This window comes from Variovorax sp. UC74_104 (assembly GCF_044055375.1).
Taxonomy (GTDB): domain Bacteria; phylum Pseudomonadota; class Gammaproteobacteria; order Burkholderiales; family Burkholderiaceae_C; genus Variovorax.
The window spans coordinates 81,198-99,042 of record NZ_CP171978.1; the positions used below are offsets into that span (position 1 = coordinate 81,198).

Here is a 17,845-nt window from a genome sequence, read left to right on the forward strand (position 1 = left end):
TTCCCTCGCTCAAGCGAAGCCGTTCAGATGGGCTTCGACGGCGGACTCGGAAAGAAAGTGGCCGGGGTCGAAAGCACCTGCAGCCGATGCGTACATGGAGTCCTCGGCTCCCGGCGACTCGGTCTCGCCGTCGTCATCGGCCCGGGCATCGTCTTCCGCGCTGTCTGGCTCGGTGCGAATCGTCGGAACGGGCGTCCAGTCCCAGGCTTCTTCTCCCACCACCAGCACTGCCTCGTCCGGCGTTTCGAACGCGACGCGGGGCAATCGCCCGTCGTCGGGAATGACGCCTTCGGCCAGCGTCTGGCGCTTCTCGCCGAGGATCCGGTAAGGCAGCCCCGACATGCCCACGTGCTTGAAGATCTCGTCGCTGCCGAGGGGCGCGAAGCGCACGCTGTACTTGTCGTCGTGGCTCACGCCTTCCATGCGCCGGCGCTTGGCCATGTCCATCGGCCCTGCGTAGCTGTGGGTGGCCGCGTGCTCGCGCCAAAGGCCCTGGGTGCCGTGAACGATGCCCGAGGCGCTCCACCTGGAAAAACTACCCCCGCCGTTGACGACGATTTCTTCCTTGGCGGTGATGCTGATCCTGTCGGACTCCAGCTTGATATCGAGCCTGGCCAGCAGGTTGATGCTGTTCTGCAGTGCGACGATGTCGATGCCGGCCGTGGCTGCGGTCAGGCGGATTGCTTTGTATGCGAAAAGGCGCACGGCCTCTTTCACGCTCACCAGAAAGCTCCTGCCGGCGCTGATGCTGGTGTGTCCGCCGCTGCTCAGCGCGTTGTGCATGATGCTGGCGATGTGGGTGGCACCTGCCGCCGTGCTCTGGATGCCGGCCGCACTGGCGAGAACGAGGTGCGGTTCGCAGAGTTCAGGGAAATCTCCCTGCCGCGAAGGGCGGCCCTTGATCGCGTCGTTCTGTTCCTTGAGGGCCTGCGTGACCGCGTCTTGGTCGCCCGCTTCGTGCGCCTTCGCCTCCTGCGCAGTCTGGCTCTGGCGTTCATGCAGGTCGCGCGCAGCCGTCAGGCGTGCGACTGTTTCCCCAAGATCGGTGATGTGCGCATCGGCTCCAGGCCTCGGCTCGGTGCTGAGCAGCAAGCCCCTTGCGGCGCGCACCGCGGCATGCCCATCGGTACGCAGCTCGGCGCCCTCGCCCCGGTCGTCCTTGCGGCCTGCCGTGTCGTCGATGCGCCCGATGTGGCCGAGGCTCAGGCTGCTGCTGAGATGGTCGCTCTTGAGTTGTGCCTGGATCTTTCCGGGCTGATCGTCCAGCACCAGGTGGTTGCCGCGCGATCCGCCTGCTGCACCGGTATTCAATTCGCGGCTGCGGAGGCCCAATAGGTTCTGCTGGTCGGGCAGCCGCCACGCGGGCATGTTCTCGGCGTTGAACACACGGCCGGTGATGATGGGACAGTCGGGGTCGCCGCCCAGGAAATCGACGACCACCTCCTGGCCCACGCGCGGCAGCGCAGGCGCCCCGAAAGTCTCTCCGGCCCAGGCCATGGACACGCGGATCCAGCAGCTGGAATTCTCGTTGCGTTGCCCGATACGGTCCCAGTGGAACTGCACCTTCACGCGGCCGTACTGGTCGACCCAGATCTCTTCGTTCTTCGGTCCGACAACGATGGCGGTCTGGGGTCCGCGGGTGCGGGGCTTGGGCGTGATGCGCGGCGGGCGCCACGCATGGCTCACGGGCTGCGCCTCGAAGCCAAAGCGCTGGACGGAGCCTTCGCCGGCATCGGCGCCTTCGGTGGCCCGGAGGTTCTCCCTCAACTCGTAGTCGACGGCAATCAGAAGGTGCTTGCGGTTCTGATCGTCCCTCGGGTGGCCCGCCAGCTCGAAGATGCAACCCGGCGCGAGCTCTCGCCTGTTGGAGCGACCGCTGGCAACGCTGCCGCCGCTGAGTTGCTCTTCGATGCGGGTGCGTGCGCAGGCCTCGCCGTCGTCGTAGTGCCTGTAGCCGCCGGGCCATTCGTACAGCTCGATGTCGTCGTGCGCGTGGCCGGTGCGCAGCTCCCGTCGGCTGGAGAGATCCGCCTTTGGCTTGAGCGGGTCGTAGTCGTTGGTGAAGTGCAGGCCGGAGCGGACTTCTTCGCTCGTGCGCCATTCATGGATGCGTTCGTTCGAACCATCGCCGCCCCCGGTCATTCCCGCCTTCTCCAGCGGATGAAACCGCACCGTCTCCCCTCCAGGCAACGGATCGTGCGAGCCCGACACGTCATCCGCAAACACCAGCACCTGCCGCTGCGCCTCATGCCGGAAGTAGTAATAGATGCCCTCCAGCTCGCACAGCCGCGAGACAAAGGAGAAGTCGCTCTCGCCGTACTGCACGCAGTATTCCCACACGCGGTACTCGCGGGCCAGCCGCTTCTCCACGGGGTAGCCGTAAGCTTCGAGCACGTCGATGACGATGTCCGGAACGGTCCTGCCCTGGAAGATGCGGAAGTCGCTGCGCCGCGTCGCGAGCCACAGCCACGGGCGCAGCCTCATGCGGTAGAAGCTGTGCCGTGCGTCCTCCCCGGCCAGGCCGAAGGATGCGACGACACCGCCCAGGTAGCGCGTGCCGCCGCTCTCGGTCTGCATCGCCACGGTGGCGGTCTTGCCGAGCAGCGCTTTCGGATCGACGTTGTTGCTGCTGCCCAGCAGCTCCACCTCGAAATCGTGGAGCTGGCTCAGCGCCTCGCGGCCGGTCAGCCGGTGGAACTGCAGCGCTTCCCCCAAGGGGGTCTGAATGGAAACCCGGCGCGTCATCGCACCACCGCGGACGCAAACGCAACGGCGCACGGCGCCGGGCGAACATGCCGGCACGTGCCATCGAAGATGGACATGGATCCTCCCTGAAATCGCCGCTCTGATCGGCGGCATGTTTCGTCGGAGTATCCGGGCGCGCACGGCCTTCCATCCGGCAGCGGCGAGATGGCACGCGGATTCGTGAACGATTGCGCGTGCCGGCCGTGCCACGCACCCGCCCTCGACAGCCGGGGTGTCGAATGTTCACAGGTCGATGCCCGACGAGCCGGTCGTTCGCGATTTCCGGCAGCCGGCTGGCGCGCGTGGCCGCGGTCGGCCAGCTTCCGCTTCTTATCTACTTACTCTGTTATTTAAAGATAGTAGTAGTAGATAAGGGTAAACCCGCGCTGTGGACAGCGGCGTTTTTTCCTTTCGCGACAAGGACTTGCGGTCCCCGTACCACTGTGCGTGTGCCTGCTTCCGGCCTGCAACCGGAAATGGAACAACATCCTGGAAGTCGCTCCGGCTGTGGATAAGGCCCCACTTGTTCCGGAACTGTCCCCAGAGTTGTCTCGGCGAAGCATTCGGAATGCAGGGAGCGGTCAGCGCAGGCTTGTACCTGTCCCCGGGGACGCTCGATGTCGCGGACGGCATTCTGAAAATCGAACTGGACGGTCCCGGCCGCACGCTCCCGTTCGACGGCGAGGTGCAACAGGGCGATGGTCGCGATCAACACCGCCATGGCGAGCAGGAGCCAGAACTCCCCTCCCGGCGGCTGTGGATGCTGATGGCCTCGTCGATTGCGACTGCTCATGTGTGTTCCTCCGAATTCCTACCGCCAAACCGAAGAAGCACGCAGTGTGTGTTTTTCGCGCCGGCTAGCACGTCGGACAAAGCTGGCGGGATTTGTATGCCGCTTCCGATGCTCCCCCTTCCGCCGGTCCGCCGGTCCGCGCTCGACCGGCGCGGGCGCAGAAACCTCTAGCGATCCACGACGATGCGATGAATCTGGATCCTCTCGGGCAATTCGATCAACAGCTCCTTGTCCCGCGGAAGGTGGTGGACGGTCAGCGGATCGCCCTTCGTGAAGGCGGTCATCGATTCCATGTCGGGCCAGTAAGAGATGGTCGTGAACCAGGTCTCGTCCTCGCGGTCCTCTCGCAGTAGCTGGACGCCGAGCGCGGTCCTTTCCAACGGCGGTACGCCCTCGGCGCGGTTGTAGGCTTCGTACTCGTCGGCAACTTCGGGCCGGGTTCGGCCTCGCCAAATGCGGGCGATAGCGGGCTTGGGCTTGTTGGTCATGGTGGTCCCACTTCCTGGCAGGCGGCCTCGAGGCTCCGCGTCAGAAGGCGCTCTTGACGACACCGCCGTCGACGCGCAGTGCCGCTCCCGTGGTCGCCGATGCGAGCGGACTTGCCACGTAGGCCACGAGCGAGGCCACCTCCTGCGGCGAGGCGAAGCGCTTGATCAGCGACGTGGGGCGGACGTGGTCGAAGAACTCCGCCTCGACCTGTTCGAAGCTCTTGTCGCTCGATCGCGCCATGCCTTCCACGAAGTCGCCGACGCCGCGCGATTTCGTCGGGCCTGGCAGCACGCTGTTCACCGTGATGTTCGTGCCGGCAACCGCTTCCGCGAGCCCGCGCGAAACCGCGAGCTGCGCGGTCTTCGTCATGCCGTAGTGGATCATCTCGGTCGGAATCTGCACCGCGCTTTCGCTCGAGATGAAGATGATCCTTCCCCAGTTCGCGCGCTTCATTTCGGGCAGCACCAGGCGCGCGAGGCGCACACCGCTCAGCACGTTGACGTCGAAGAAGCGCTGCCAGTCTTCATCGGGGATGTCTTCGAAAGCCTTGGCCTCGAAGATGCCCAGGTTGTTGACGAGGATGCCGATGCCGGGGTTGCGGCGCACGACCTCCTCGGCGGCGTCGGCCCGGCTCAGGTCCGCGGCGTGGCCGGTCACCGTGCCATGCGTCTCCAGTCGGATGCGCTCCACCGCCTCGTCGACCGCCGCCTGCGACCTGCCGTTGACGATGACGCTCGCGCCCTCCTGGGCCAGGGTGTGCGCGATGGCGTAGCCGATGCCGGCCGTGCTGCCGCTGACCAGCGCCAGCTTGCCATTGAGTTGAAGGTCCATATCCGTTCTCCTTGTCGGTTCGAAGTCCGTGTCCGTATCCGTGTCCGTGAAGATTTGCCACCCGTGCCGTCGGGAGGCGAGTCGGGCCCGTCAGCCCTGGCCCAGGAAGTCGATCAGCGCCGGGATGACCTGGCCCGGCGCCTCTTCCATCAGCCAGTGCCCGGACCCCTTGACGATCACGCCCTGCACGTTGGTCGCCACCATCCTGCCCTGCTCGATCAGGAACGTCCCGCCCGCCTTTTCGCCGGAGAGGACCAGCATCGGCATGGGCAGCGGCGTCTTGCCCAATTCCGCGAACTCTGCCGCATCCTGCTCGAAGGCCTTGAAATATTCAAATCCCGCACGCATGCCGCCAGGTTGCGCGTAGGCCTTTGCATAGAACCGGCGATCGGCCTCGGGCACCGAATGCTTGGGGTCCGCCGCGAAGTCATTCCAGAAATGCTCGAAATAGATGCGCTCGCGCCCGCTCACGAGTGCCAGCGGCGTCGGGCCGTGGAAGTGGAAATGCCAGAGGTCGCGAAGGAGCCAGACGTTCTGCCATGCGCCGATGCCGGGCAGGAAGGCGTCCATGAGCACCACCTTGTCCGTCTCCGAAGGAAACTGGGCAGCGTACGCGTAGGCCACCATCAAGCCGATGTCATGGCCCACGATGCTGGCGCTGCGAATGCCCAGCGAGCGGACCAGCTCATGGATGTCGACGGCCATGTTCTTCTTTCCGTAGCCCGTCTCCGGCTTCGACGAATTGCCGGCCCCGCGAAGATCGGGCACGACCACCGTGTGCGTCTTGGCGAGCAGCGGCATCAGCGGATTCCACATGTGCCCCGTTTCGGCGTAGCCGTGCAGCAGCACGACGGCCGGGCCGGAGCCGCCGATGCGGTAGTCGATGCGGGTGCCGTTCACCTGCGCGCTGCCTGCGCGGAAGCCCGGGACGGCGTCGATGGCCGGTGCGGCATGCGCCGGGGCACCCATGGCAAGTGCGGCGCCGACCGCGGCCGCGCCAGCAATCAACGTCCGGCGGACAGGGCTGGGAAGGGAGGTGGGCTGGGTCGGGGTCATGCTGAGCTTCCTTTCTGTGTTTCGAGGTGACGCAAATTTATGATTCAGCTTCACTTCCAGAAAGAGCCCAAAGATGGTTTACTCATTCAGCTTTCCTGAATGATTGGAGCCAACCGCCATGGACCGACTGCGTGCTTACGAGGTGTTCGTCACGGTGGTCGCGCGGGGCAGCTTCACCAAGGCGGCCGACGCGTTGGACACCTCTCCGGCCAACGTGACGCGCTATGTCAACGAGCTGGAAGCCCACCTGCGCACGCGGCTGATCAACCGCACGTCGCGGCGCCTCTCGCTCACCGAGGGTGGTGAAGCGCTGTTCGATCGCGCGAAGTCGATCCTCGAGGAAGTGGCGGAGACGGAGGCGCTGGCCACCACCGCCTCGCTCCAGCCGCGCGGGCGCCTGCGCATCAACGCGCCGCTGAGTTTCGGCAGCATCGTGCTGGCGCCTTTGTGGCCGAGGTTCATGGCGAAGTATCCCGACGTCGAGCTGGACATCGCGCTCATCGACCGCGTGGTCGACATCGTCGAAGAGGGCTATGACCTGGCCATCCGCATCTCGCGGACCACGTCGGGCAACCACATCGCGCGCCGCCTGGGCCGCTCGCAGAACCTGGTGTGCGCCTCACCCGAATACCTGGCGACTCATGGCATGCCCGAGGTCCCGGCGGACCTTTGGCGGCACCAGTGCCTGGGCTACACGTACGGCGCCACATCCGACGAGTGGCAGTTCGCAGGCCCCGACGGGACGCTGGAGTCCGTGCGCGTGCGCTGGGCGCTGCGGGCGAACAACGGCGAAACCGCCCGTGCCGCGGCGCTCGCTGGCGTCGGCGTGATCTGGCAGCCGAGCTTCGTGATCGGAGAGGACTTGCGGGCCGGTCGATTGGTCGAGGTCATGCCCGGCTTTCGCATGCCTCCCATCGACATCCTGGCGATCTACGCAAGCCGGCGCCACCTCAGCGCGAAGGTGCGGGTGATGGTCGACTTTCTGGTGGAGGCCCTGCGAGATCCGCCGTGGGAAGAAGGCGAATCGGCGGCCATCGGCAAGTGACCCCGCTGCCGGCCCGAGGCACCGGGGGCGCAGGTTTCGATGGAACCCGGCGCCGCGGCACGATCCACCGAGGGCCCCCCGCAAACGCACATTTCACGCTTTTCTCCCTGCATCGTTCAGCATCAATGCGGCAGCGTTTTCCTTAGCATTGATCGGCATTGAACCCGCAAGAAAGGCTTTCGATGTCCAGGCTTCTCATCCCCTTCGAACTCGACAAACTCGGCGAGCCCCGTGAATACCGTCCGCCGGCGGAACGCGTCGTCGAAGGCGACATCGTGTGCCGCAACTGGGACGTCGACAGCGCGAAGGACGGAACGGTGCGCGCCGGCGTGTTCGAGTCGACGGTGGGCGTCAATCACTCCATCAAGGGGCAGACGTGGGAGTTCTGCCTGATCCTCTCCGGCGTGGTGGAGATCACCGAGCAGGGCCACGCGCCCATCACCTACCGGGCCGGCGACTGCTTCATCATGAAGCCGGGCTACGTCGGCACGTGGCGCACCATCGAGACCGTGCGCAAGGTATGGGTGACCGCTTGAGCCGCGTTGCCCCTTCACAGCCGAACCACGCGTGGAGTGAAGCCCGATGACGGCACCTGACAACGGCAGCAACAGCGACGGCGACGGCGCGCGCTCCTTCTATATCGACGGACGCTGGCAGGCCCGCGCCGAAGCCCCGGGCATCGCGGTCGTCGATCCGTTTTCCGAAGCGGTGGCGGGGCATGTCGCGGCCGGCTCCGCGGCGGACGTGGACCTGGCGGTCGCCGCGGCGCGCCGCGCCTTCGGTTCGTTCTCCAGGAGCACGGTCGGCGAGCGCGTGGCGCTGCTGGGCCGGATCCTCGCGCTGCTGGAAGAGCGGGCGGAACAGTTCGCACAGGCCATCACGACGGAGATGGGAGCACCCATCGGCTTCGCGCGAGCTGCCCATGTGCCGTTCGGAATCGCCCACGTGCGCGCACAGATCGAAGTGCTGGAGCGATACGAGTTCCTCTCCCAGAAGGATTCCTTCGCGATCGCCAAGGAGCCGATCGGCGTGTGCGCGCTGATCACGCCCTGGAACTGGCCCCTGTACCAGATCACCGCCAAGGTCGCGCCGGCGATCGCCGCCGGCTGCACGGTCGTCCTGAAGCCCAGCGAGCTGTCGCCGTTCAGTGCGCGGCTCTTCGCGCAGGTGATGCACGACACCGGCACGCCCGCCGGCGTCTTCAACATGGTGGGCGGCACGGGGGAGGTGGTCGGTGCGGCACTGGCCGCGCACCCCGACGTCGACATGATCTCCATCACCGGCTCGACGCGCGCCGGCGTTCTCGTGGCCCAGGCGGGCGCCGTGAGCGTCAAGCGCGTCGTGCAGGAACTGGGCGGCAAGTCGCCGAACATCTTCCTCGACGACGCCGACTTCAGGCAGGGCGTGGCGAAGGGCGTGCTCGCGGGCATGCGCAACGCGGGCCAGTCGTGCAGCGCGCCGACGCGCATGCTGGTGCCTGCATCGCGGCTGGCCGAGGTGGAATCGCTGGCCGCGGAGGCGGTCTCCGGCATCGTGGTCGGCGACCCGCGCGACGAGAAGACCTCGATGGGCCCCATCGCCAACGCCGCGCAGTACGCACGGGTGCAGTCGATGATCGCCAGCGGAATCGACGAAGGCGCCAGGCTGGTCTGCGGCGGCCCGGGCAGGCCCGAGGGCCTGGCGCACGGCTACTTTGCGCGCCCGACGGTCTTTTCGGATGTGACGCCCGGCATGCGCGTGACGCGGGAAGAGATATTCGGCCCCGTGCTGGTGCTGATGCCCTATCGCGATGAAGCAGAGGCCATCGCCATCGCCAACGACACGGTCTATGGACTCGGCGCAGCCGTGCAGTCCGCCGATCGTGAGCGGGCGCGGCGCGTGGCATCGCAGCTGCGCGCGGGCCAGGTGCACATCAACTACCCGGCATGGAACAGCCACGCGCCGTTCGGCGGCTACAAGCGCTCCGGCAACGGCCGCGAGTACGGCGTGCACGGGCTCGAGGAGTACCTCGAGACCAAGGCGATCGTCGGCTACTGACGCCGCCTGCGGGAATCGACCGCCATCGCCGCCGCGCATGCCTTCAAGTTTTCATTGACGCTCAAGGGACATACCGAGAATGCCTGCGCCTCTATCCGCCGTCGAGTCCAGTCCCGAACTGCCGACACATGCCGACGTCGTCGTGATCGGCGGCGGCATCATCGGCGTCTTTGCCGCGTACTACATGGCCAGGCGCGGCATGAAGGTCGCGCTGGTCGAGAAGGGGCGCGTGGGCGCCGAGCAATCGAGCCGCAACTGGGGCTGGTGCCGGCAGCAGAACCGGGACGCGCGCGAACTGCCGATGGCCACGAAGAGCCTGGACCTGTGGGAGCGATTCACCGAGGACACCGGCGAGGTCACCGGGTTCAGCCGATGCGGGCTGCTCTACCTCAGCAACAGCGAGAAGGAGCTCGACGGCTGGGCGCGCTGGGGCGAATTCGCGCGCTCCGTGAATGTGCAGACGCGCATGCTGACCGCGGGCGAAGCGGCGGAGCGCGGCCGCGCGACCGGCAAGCCGTGGAAGGGCGGCGTCTTCGCGCCGACCGACGGCACCGCGGACCCTTCCCGAGCAGCTCCGGCGGTGGCGCGCGCCTTCATGAAGCTCGGCGGCACCGTGCACCAGGGCTGCGCGGCGCGGGGCCTCGAAACCGAAGGCGGCCAGGTCTGCGCGGTGGTCACCGAGAGCGGAACGATCCGCACCAGGGTCGCGGTGCTCGCCGGAGGCGCCTGGGCGTCCTCGTTCTGCCGCCAATACGGCATCCGTTTTCCCCAGGCCGCGATCCGGCAGACGGCGCTGTCGGTGGCCACCGCAGGCAAGGACATTCCCGCGGCGCTCCACACGACCGGCGTGTCCATGACGCGCCGCGCCGACGGCGGCTACACGCTGGCCATCAGCGGCCGGGGGCGCGTGGACCCGACGCCGCAGCTGCTGCGTTTTGCGCCGCAGTTCCTGCCGATGTTCCAGCGGAGATGGCGCAATCTCGCGCCCGGTGGACTCGAAGGCATCCGCTCGGGCCATGAAGGCCGCGCCCGATGGCGGTTCGACGAGATCACGCCGATGGAGCGCATGCGCATCCTCGACCCGAGGGCGGACGCTCCGGTTGTCGACCTGACATACAGGCGCGCGGTCGAACTGGTGCCGGCGCTGGCGGGCAGTTCGGTGACCGCCGCCTGGGCCGGCTACGTGGACAGCACGCCCGACGGCGTCCCCGGCATCGGCGAGATGCCGGGCCTGCCTGGGCTCGTGCTGGCAGCCGGCTTCAGCGGCCACGGCTTCGGCATCGGCCCGGGCGCCGGGCACCTGATTGCCGACATCGTCGGCGGCACGCCCCCTCTGGTCGATCCCCGCCCCTACCACCCGAACAGATTCCTCGCCTCGGCGCGCGGGAAGGTGGCCGACTTCTAGGAATCGCCACGATGTCCGAGCCCTCCCGCGGCCTGAACGCACCGGCGCGCAGGATGCCGCCGCCGCAATTGATCGCGCTGCGCGAGGCGCATCTGGCGGATGCGGTCAGGCTGTCCGCCGCATTGGACTGGCCGTATCGCGAGGCCGACTGGCGCTTCGCTTTCGATCTCGGCCAGGGCTTTGCGGCGCAGGCCGGCGGCCGCCTGGTCGCCACGGCGATGTGGTGGCCCTACGGCCGGACGCATGCCTCGGTGGGCATGATCATCGTCGACGCGCGCATGCAGGGGCAGGGCCTGGGGCGCGCCCTGGTGAGCAGCCTGCTCGACGCTGCGCGCGACCGCACGGTGCTGCTGAACTCCACGAAGGAAGGGCTCCCGCTCTATGCGCAGTTCGGGTTCGTCGCCCGCGGCCGGGTGTTCCAGCACCAGGCTGCGATGGACGGCACGGTCGCCCTGGCCGCCGCACCCGTGCCGGCGGGCGTGCGTCCGATGCACGCGGCGGACGCCGGCAAGGTCCGGCAACTGGATCTCGCCGCCACGGGCATGGACCGGACCGCGTTGCTGGATGCGCTGTTCGGCGCGGGAACGACGATGGTCCTCGACCGTGGGACCGGCGCGTCGGCCTACGCCTGCATGCGGGAGTTCGGGCGCGGCCTGGTGATCGGTCCGGTGGTCGCGTCCGGCGCAGATGCCGCGGCGGACGCAACGGGCCTCATCGCCGCGCTCGCCCGCCTGGCCCGCGGCCGGTTCCTTCGCATCGACGTGACGGATGCCGCCGGCCTGTCCCCATGGCTGGAGAAATCGGGCCTGCCCTGCGTCGGCAGCGCGGTGGCCATGGTGCGCGAAACCCGGGCGCACCCGGTCGATTCCCGTGCGACCGCACGCCTGTTCGCCCTTTCCAACCAGTCGTTCGGCTGACCTTCATCTCCCCCTGCATGCGTCTTCGCGGGCGCTGGAAGTTCGTTCATGAAACTGATGCCCTATTGGCTCGATACCGCCCCCAGGTTCACCGGAGGGCAGACCGATGCACCCGCCGGCAGCGTCGATGTCGCCGTGGTGGGCGCAGGCTTCACCGGGCTGTCAGCCGCCATCGCACTGGCGAAGAAGGGGGCGAGCGTCGCGGTGTTCGAGGCCGCGACAGTGGCCAGCGCCGCCTCCGGCCGCAACGGCGGGATGTGCAACAACGGCTTCGCGCAGGACTACTGCGCGCTGGCGGGCAGGCTGGGGCGAGAGCGCGCCAACATGCTCTATCGCGCGTTCGATGCGGGCGTGTGCAAGGTGGAGTCGCTGATCGCCGAGGAAGGCATCGACTGCGACTTCAAGCGCGTCGGCAAGCTCAAGCTGGCCGCCAAGCCGGAGCACTACGACAAGCTGGCGCGTTCGCAGGCGCTGATGGAGAAGGAATGCGACCCCGACACCCACATGCTCACGCGGGCGGAACTGCGCAGCGAGATCGGCTCCGATCGATATTTCGGCGGCCTGGTCTTGCGCAAGAGTGCAGGCATGCACGTGGGCCGCTATGGCCACGGCCTGGCCGTGGCGGCTGCCAGGCGCGGCGTGCGCATCCATGAGAACACGCCCGTCACCGGCCTCGAACGCCAGGGCGGCTCGGCGCATCGGGTCGACACGCCCCGCGGCAGCGTCCACGCCCGGCAGGTGCTGCTGGCGACCGGCACCTCGGCCGTGGGGCCGCTGGGCTGGATCCGCCGCCGCATCGTTCCCGTCGGGGCATTCATCATCGTGACCGAGCCGCTGCCGGTCGAGGTGCTCGACCGCCTCACGCCGCGGCGGCGCATGACGACGGACACCAAGAACTTCGTCAACTACTTCCGCGTCACGCCCGATAACCGCCTCCTGTTCGGCGGCCGCGCGCGTTTCGCGGCGAGCAACCCCGCGTCGGATGAAAAGAGCGGCGCCATCCTGCAGCGATCGCTCGTGGAGCTCTTCCCCGAACTCAGGGACACCCGCATCGACTACTGCTGGGGCGGCATGGTGGACATGACGCGCGACCGCCTGCCACGCGCCGGAGAGCGCGACGGGCTCTTCTATTCCATGGGCTACAGCGGCCACGGAACCCACATGTCGACCTACATGGGCGCGATCATGGCGGAGGTGCTGGACGGCCGCGCCGACCTCAATCCATGGCGCGACTTCGACTGGCCGGCGATCCCCGGCCATTTCGGCAAGCCGTGGTTTCTTCCCATCGTGGGCGCCTACTACCGCTTCCAGGATTGGGTGCGCTGAACGCCTCGGCGACGCCAAGGGCCAGGGGCTCGCTGGCTCGTTGCCACCGCGCAGGCAGGCAGGTAGTGGATTAGTTCAACAAACCCCGTCACGCATATAAACGAACGACTGCGTGACTCGGCCTGCTGGCCGCGGGAAATTCCGCGCGAAAGCGGCAAGCGGGGACGTGGCTCGTGCGCGAACGAGGGGTGGGCACGTCCCGAATTCGCGTCCCCGCTCCCGGGCGACCTCGAGCCCTGCAAGCACGCATCGAGCAGCCTGCGACATCCATCGGTCAAGCAATACGCCATGCCCCCTCGTCCTCGCGCCCAGAGGCTCGCCACACTGGCGGGCCACCATCCCATGATCGTCGGCGCACTGGGGACAGTGTTGACCCTGATCGTGCTGTTCATCAGCGCCCTCACGCTCTGGAAGGACCGGGAAACGGCCGTCGAGCATGCGCACGGCATGTCGAGGAACGTCGCGGCCGTCCTGTCCGGCAACATCTCGCGCACCATCGAGTCGGCGGACCAATCGCTGCTCATGCTGATCGCCGCACTGGACAAGCCCGCCATCCGCAACCTCGACCCGGAGGTCCGGCACGAACTGCTGTTCGGCTCGACGCTGTCCGCCCGCTATGTCACCGGCATGGGCGTCACCGACGACAAGGGCCGACTCATCGACGGCTGCTGCTCCAGCACGCACCGGTGGGATTTCGGCGACCGGGACTACTTCACCGTGCATCGCGACTCTCCCGAGGTCGGCCTCTATGTCTCGAAGGCCTATCGCGCACGCTCGCGCGGGGGCGTCGAGGCCATCGCGCTGAGCCGCAGGATCAATCGGGCGGACGGCGCCTTCGCCGGGACTGCGCTCGTGGCCATCGACCTCGAGTACTTCAGCCAGCTGCTCGACAAGCTCAATATCGGCCCGCATGGCGTGGCATCGATCGTGCGAACGGACGGAACGCTGGTCGCGCGGACGCCGGCCATGGTCGACTACAGCTTCAAGGAGTCGCCGACCTTTCCTCGCATGCTGGATCGGGAGTCCGGCTTCTACGCGGCGCCGTCGGCCATCGACGGAACGCTTCGCCTGTACACCTTCCAGCGCGTACCCGGGACGCCGTTCATCGCGGTGGTCGCACCCGCCATGGACGACGCGCTGGCCCCGTGGAAGAAGCTCTCGTGGATGGTGGGCCTCTCCTCGCTGCTGGTGAGCAGCGCCTTCTGCGGGGGCGTGTGGCTCCTCGCATTCGCACTGCGAGGCCGGGTGATGGCCGAGGAGCACCTGAGGGAGCTGACCCAGACCGACTCGCTCACGGGCCTGAAGAACCGGCGCGCACTCGACGCGGCGCTGGAGAACGAGTGGGACCGGCTGCAGCGCAGCGGCAGTTGTCTCTCGGTGCTCTTCGTGGATGCGGACAACTTCAAGCGATACAACGACGAGTACGGCCATGCCCAGGGCGACGTCGCGCTGCAGCATCTCGCGGCCTGCATCGCAAGTCACGTCCGCCGGCGCGGCGATCTCGCGGCGAGGTATGGCGGGGAAGAGTTCGTGGTGGTCCTGCCCGACACGGACGAATCGGGGGCCATGCAGGTCGCCGAGGCCATACGCGCCGAAGCCGAGGGCACCCGTCTTCGCAGCGGCACCCAGGACCTGCCGCCCGTGACCGTGAGCATCGGGTGCACCACGGTTCGCCGGTCGAATCACACGTCGCTCGAGGCGCTGACGAAGGCAGCGGACGTCGCGCTCTACCGCGCCAAGGCCAGCGGGAGAAACGGCATTGTCTGGATGGCTGTCGAGCCTGCGCCCCGGCCGTAGCTTCGTCAAAGCCGGCTCAAATGTGACCATCGTGTAAATGAGAGTTGTTTTCATTGGGTGCTAGGATTCGCGCCCCGGCTTCGAGCCTCCCGCCAGGCTTCCAGCGCCTGGCGAAGCTTCTTCTCTCCCCTCCTCGCGACATCCTCTCCGTGCTTTCTTCTCCAAGCTCTCCCTCCCGTTTTCCCCGCGCCGCATCCGCCCTCGCCGCCATGCTGGCGCTCACGCCCGGCTCCGACCTGTTCGCGCAGGAGGCGGCCGACGCCGACACCTCCGCCACGCTCAGGACGATCGAAATCCAGGAACGCTCCGAAGGCTCGGCTTCGGGCTATGCGGGCCCTCGCGGCGGCACCGCCGCCACGCGCACCGAGACCCCGCTGATCGAAGTACCGCAGGCAGTGCGGGTGGTGCCGCGCCAGCTGATCGAGGACCTGGGCGCGACGCGGCTGGGCGACACCATCGACTACGTCAGCGGCATCGCGCGTCTCAACGACTTCGGCGGCACCTGGGACAACTTCGCGATCCGCGGCTTCAGCAACACGGAAGGCGGCTCGCTGCTCAACGGCTTTCCATCGGGCCGCGGCTATGGACCGCAGCGCGACGTGGCGAGCGTCGAGCGCGTCGAGTTCCTGAAAGGCCCGGCCGCCGCGCTGTACGGCAGCAGCGAGCCCGGCGGCACCATCAACGTGGTCACGAAGAAGCCCCAGTTCACCGCCGCGCACACCGTCGGCGTGGAGGTCGGCACGCTGGGCTTCCGGCGCACGACGCTGGACACCACCGGCCCGATCGGCACCAGCTTCGCCTACCGGCTCAACGCGGTGGCCGAGGACGGCGCGAGCCGCAGCAGCCTGATCGACAGCCGCAAGCAGGTGCTTGCGCCGGCGTTCACCTGGACGCCCGACAGCCGCACGGTGGTGCAGTACGAGGCCGAGCTCGTCCGCATCCGCGCGCCGCTCGATCGCGGCGTGATCCAGATCAACGGCAACGTCGGCGTGCTTCCGCGCGATCGCTTCCTGGGCGAGCCCGACCGGGGCAACATGCACATCGAGGGCGACACCCATCAGCTGACCGTGGACCGCGAGCTGGGCCAGGGCTGGCGCGCCCGGGTCGGCACCTCCTACCGCGAGACCCGCTACTTCGGCGACGCGGTCGACCTCAACAGCACGTTGCGGGCAGACAACCGCACCCTCAATCGACGGGACAGCTGGCGCAGCCTGCCGTCGCGCGACACGGCGGTGCAGGCCGAGGTCGAGGGCAAGTTCGCCACCGGCGGCATCGGCCACACGTTGCTGGCGGGCGTGGAATCCTGGAGGCTCTTCATGGGCCAGTACGGCGACTACTCGAGCGTGGCCACGGCGCCCTACGCGATCGACATCTACAACCCGGTCTACGGCCGGGCCCGGACCGCGCCGCTCTCGCCCCTGTTCAACACGCGCGACAGCCAGCGCGCCACCGGCGTCTTCGTGCAGGACCAGATCGACCTGTCGCCGCACTGGAAGCTGCTGGCCGGCGTGCGCTTCGACCGCTTCCACCAGGACTACGAGGACCTGCTGGCGCGCAAGACCACCGTCCAGAGCCATTCGGCTACGTCGCCGCGCGTGGGCATCACCTACCTGGCCAACGACCGGCTGTCCTTCTACGCGAGCGCGGGCAAATCGTTCCGGCCCAATTCGGGCGGCGACGAGAACGGCAACGCGTTCGCGCCGCAGTCCGGGCGCGCGCTGGAAGCGGGCGCCAAATGGCTTTCGGCCGACGAGCGCCTGAGCGCCACGATGGCGGTGTTCGACATCCGCAAGAGCAACGTGCTCACCCGCAGCCCGACCAACGCCAACTTCAACGTCGCCGCCGGGCAGGCGCGAAGCCGCGGCTTCGAGGCCGACGTGGCGGGGCAGCTCGATGCCCACTGGCGCCTGACGGGCAACCTGGCCTATACCGACACCGAAGTCACCCGCGACAACAACCCCGCCATGCTCGGGCGCAGGCTGGCCAACATTCCGCGCGTCAGCGGCGGCCTGTTCGCCATCCGCGAGGACAGGCTGCTCGACGGCCGCTACGGCATCGGCGGCGGCCTGGTGCATGTGGGCGAGCGCACCGGCAACGCCACCGACACCTACAGGCTGCCGGCCTACACGACCGTGCGACTGACCGCCTACTGGCAGATCAACCCGCGCGTCCGGCTGACCCTGGACGTGAACAACCTGTTCGACAAGACCTTCTACGTCGCCTCCTGGAACAACCTCACGGTGCTGCCCGGCATGGGCCGGCAGGTGGTGGCGGGCCTGCAGGCGAAGTTCTGACGGCGCGCCCGTCTCATCACGATCCCCGCCCGGGCAGCGGGGTGATTTCCTCCAGAAGGGTCGAGCCAAGCGCTCGCGTCGCCACCCCGGTCGATACCCGAGGGCGGGGAAAAAACAAAAAGCCGGACACCTTTGCAAGTGTCCGGCTTCTTAATTGGTCCCGCCGCCAGGAATCGAACCTGGATCTCAGCCTTCGGAGGGCCGAATTCTATCCGTTGAAATACAGCGAGGAATCTGGGTCCGGCATGCACCGGAGCCACGCATTATCGCCTATCAGGCGACGACGGTTTCGGCTTCGTCCTCAACGGGTGCGCCCGGCGACGGCCGGACGAAGCCCAGGCCCGCCAGGTAGACCCTGAAGGTGCGCCTGCCGGTGGGCACCAGGTCGAAGGCCTGGGGGTCGAGCAGCCAGTTCTGGATGAGCCCGCTGATCAGCGCGTGCAGCCCCTGCGCGGCCACATGGCCCGGCACCGGCAGCTTGATGCGGCCGCGGCGCGCGGCCATGCGCAGGGCTTTCTCGAAATCGGTCACGCAGGCGTTGCGTGCGTCCAGGTGGCGCTGCTGCACCGAGGCCATGTCGTGCGTGTACTCGACCTTGTGGGTGGCGATGTCGAACACGCGGCGCACCTGCGGGTCGGTGGTCATGAGGGTGAGCGCGTGCACCATGCCCTCCTCGATCTCGGCCAGCGGGTCCTCGACGTTGGGAGCGGTCGCGGCCGCCCTCGGCGTGGTCTCCAGCGGCAGGATGACGCGCTCCATCATCGCGTTGAAGAGATCGGCCTTGTCCTTGAAGTGCCAGTAGATGGCGCCGCGCGTCGCGCCGGCCTGCTGCGCGATCTGCTGCAGCGTGGTCTGCGAGACGCCTTGCGCCTGAAACAGCAGCTCCGCGGCATCGAGCAACCGATGCCGCGTGGCCAATGCTTCTTCCTTCGTACGACGTGCCACCAAGTCTCCTGATTTGTAAAGGCAACGCCCTCTATGTATCGTGGGGCCATTGCCTGGCTGTCACTATACATCCATGAATGTATGTAAACTAGCCGGCTTCCCCGATGGCCGACCTGGCTGTACAGGTTTCCGGTTCGCGCCGCGAGCCCGCCATCTCCCGTCTTC

13 protein-coding genes and 1 tRNA gene are annotated in these 17,845 nt (G+C 67.6%); 8 read left to right on the forward strand and 6 right to left on the reverse strand.

Annotation, left to right across the window (positions count from 1 at the left end; genetic code table 11):
* Window positions 1–9: 9 nt before the first annotated feature.
* From ACHMXA_RS00360 to ACHMXA_RS00375, 4 genes are all read right to left on the reverse strand, one after another.
* A complete protein-coding gene (locus ACHMXA_RS00360) occupies window positions 10–2,745 on the reverse strand; it encodes a type VI secretion system Vgr family protein (RefSeq protein ID WP_395317596.1) in 2,736 nt (911 codons plus the stop codon).
* Between the two features lie 960 nt (window positions 2,746–3,705).
* Window positions 3,706–4,026 (reverse strand): antibiotic biosynthesis monooxygenase, encoded by a 321-nt coding sequence (locus ACHMXA_RS00365; protein WP_176668416.1) that lies wholly within the window; start codon window positions 4,024–4,026, stop codon window positions 3,706–3,708.
* A gap of 40 nt (window positions 4,027–4,066) precedes the next feature.
* Window positions 4,067–4,858 (reverse strand): SDR family NAD(P)-dependent oxidoreductase, encoded by a 792-nt coding sequence (locus tag ACHMXA_RS00370; RefSeq protein WP_395317597.1) that lies wholly within the window; start codon window positions 4,856–4,858, stop codon window positions 4,067–4,069.
* Between the two features lie 90 nt (window positions 4,859–4,948).
* A complete protein-coding gene (locus tag ACHMXA_RS00375) occupies window positions 4,949–5,914 on the reverse strand; it encodes an alpha/beta fold hydrolase (protein WP_395321182.1) in 966 nt (321 codons plus the stop codon).
* Between the two features lie 118 nt (window positions 5,915–6,032).
* On the opposite strand from ACHMXA_RS00375, the gene ACHMXA_RS00380 reads away from it, so the two are divergent.
* The 8 genes from ACHMXA_RS00380 to ACHMXA_RS00415 all read left to right on the forward strand — a co-directional run bounded on the left by ACHMXA_RS00380 (window position 6,033) and on the right by ACHMXA_RS00415 (window position 16,735).
* On the forward strand, window positions 6,033–6,959 hold the full coding sequence (locus ACHMXA_RS00380; protein ID WP_176668419.1) for a LysR family transcriptional regulator: 927 nt from the start codon (window positions 6,033–6,035) through the stop codon (window positions 6,957–6,959).
* A gap of 182 nt (window positions 6,960–7,141) precedes the next feature.
* Complete coding sequence (locus tag ACHMXA_RS00385; protein ID WP_395317598.1) at window positions 7,142–7,495, forward strand: cupin domain-containing protein; 354 nt, start codon at window positions 7,142–7,144, stop codon at window positions 7,493–7,495.
* Between the two features lie 46 nt (window positions 7,496–7,541).
* On the forward strand, window positions 7,542–8,996 hold the full coding sequence (locus ACHMXA_RS00390; protein WP_395317599.1) for an aldehyde dehydrogenase family protein: 1,455 nt from the start codon (window positions 7,542–7,544) through the stop codon (window positions 8,994–8,996).
* 79 nt (window positions 8,997–9,075) lie between these two features.
* Window positions 9,076–10,401, forward strand: a complete 1,326-nt coding sequence (locus ACHMXA_RS00395) for an NAD(P)/FAD-dependent oxidoreductase (RefSeq protein WP_395317600.1) — start codon at window positions 9,076–9,078, stop codon at window positions 10,399–10,401.
* An 11-nt stretch (window positions 10,402–10,412) separates the two neighbouring features.
* Window positions 10,413–11,318, forward strand: a complete 906-nt coding sequence (locus tag ACHMXA_RS00400; protein WP_395317601.1) for a GNAT family N-acetyltransferase — start codon at window positions 10,413–10,415, stop codon at window positions 11,316–11,318.
* 48 nt (window positions 11,319–11,366) lie between these two features.
* Window positions 11,367–12,644 (forward strand): NAD(P)/FAD-dependent oxidoreductase, encoded by a 1,278-nt coding sequence (locus ACHMXA_RS00405; protein WP_395317602.1) that lies wholly within the window; start codon window positions 11,367–11,369, stop codon window positions 12,642–12,644.
* 288 nt (window positions 12,645–12,932) lie between these two features.
* Entirely contained in the window at window positions 12,933–14,441 is a 1,509-nt protein-coding gene (locus ACHMXA_RS00410) for a diguanylate cyclase (RefSeq protein WP_395317603.1), read from the forward strand.
* Window positions 14,442–14,650: 209 nt separating this feature from the next.
* Window positions 14,651–16,735: a TonB-dependent siderophore receptor gene (locus ACHMXA_RS00415; RefSeq protein ID WP_395317604.1), complete on the forward strand. Its 2,085-nt coding sequence runs from the start codon at window positions 14,651–14,653 to the stop codon at window positions 16,733–16,735.
* 155 nt (window positions 16,736–16,890) lie between these two features.
* Here ACHMXA_RS00415 and ACHMXA_RS00420 read toward each other — a convergent pair.
* Window positions 16,891–16,965 (reverse strand) — tRNA-Arg (locus ACHMXA_RS00420).
* A gap of 43 nt (window positions 16,966–17,008) precedes the next feature.
* On the reverse strand, window positions 17,009–17,683 hold the full coding sequence (locus tag ACHMXA_RS00425; protein WP_176668427.1) for a TetR family transcriptional regulator: 675 nt from the start codon (window positions 17,681–17,683) through the stop codon (window positions 17,009–17,011).
* Between the last annotated feature and the right edge of the window lie 162 nt (window positions 17,684–17,845).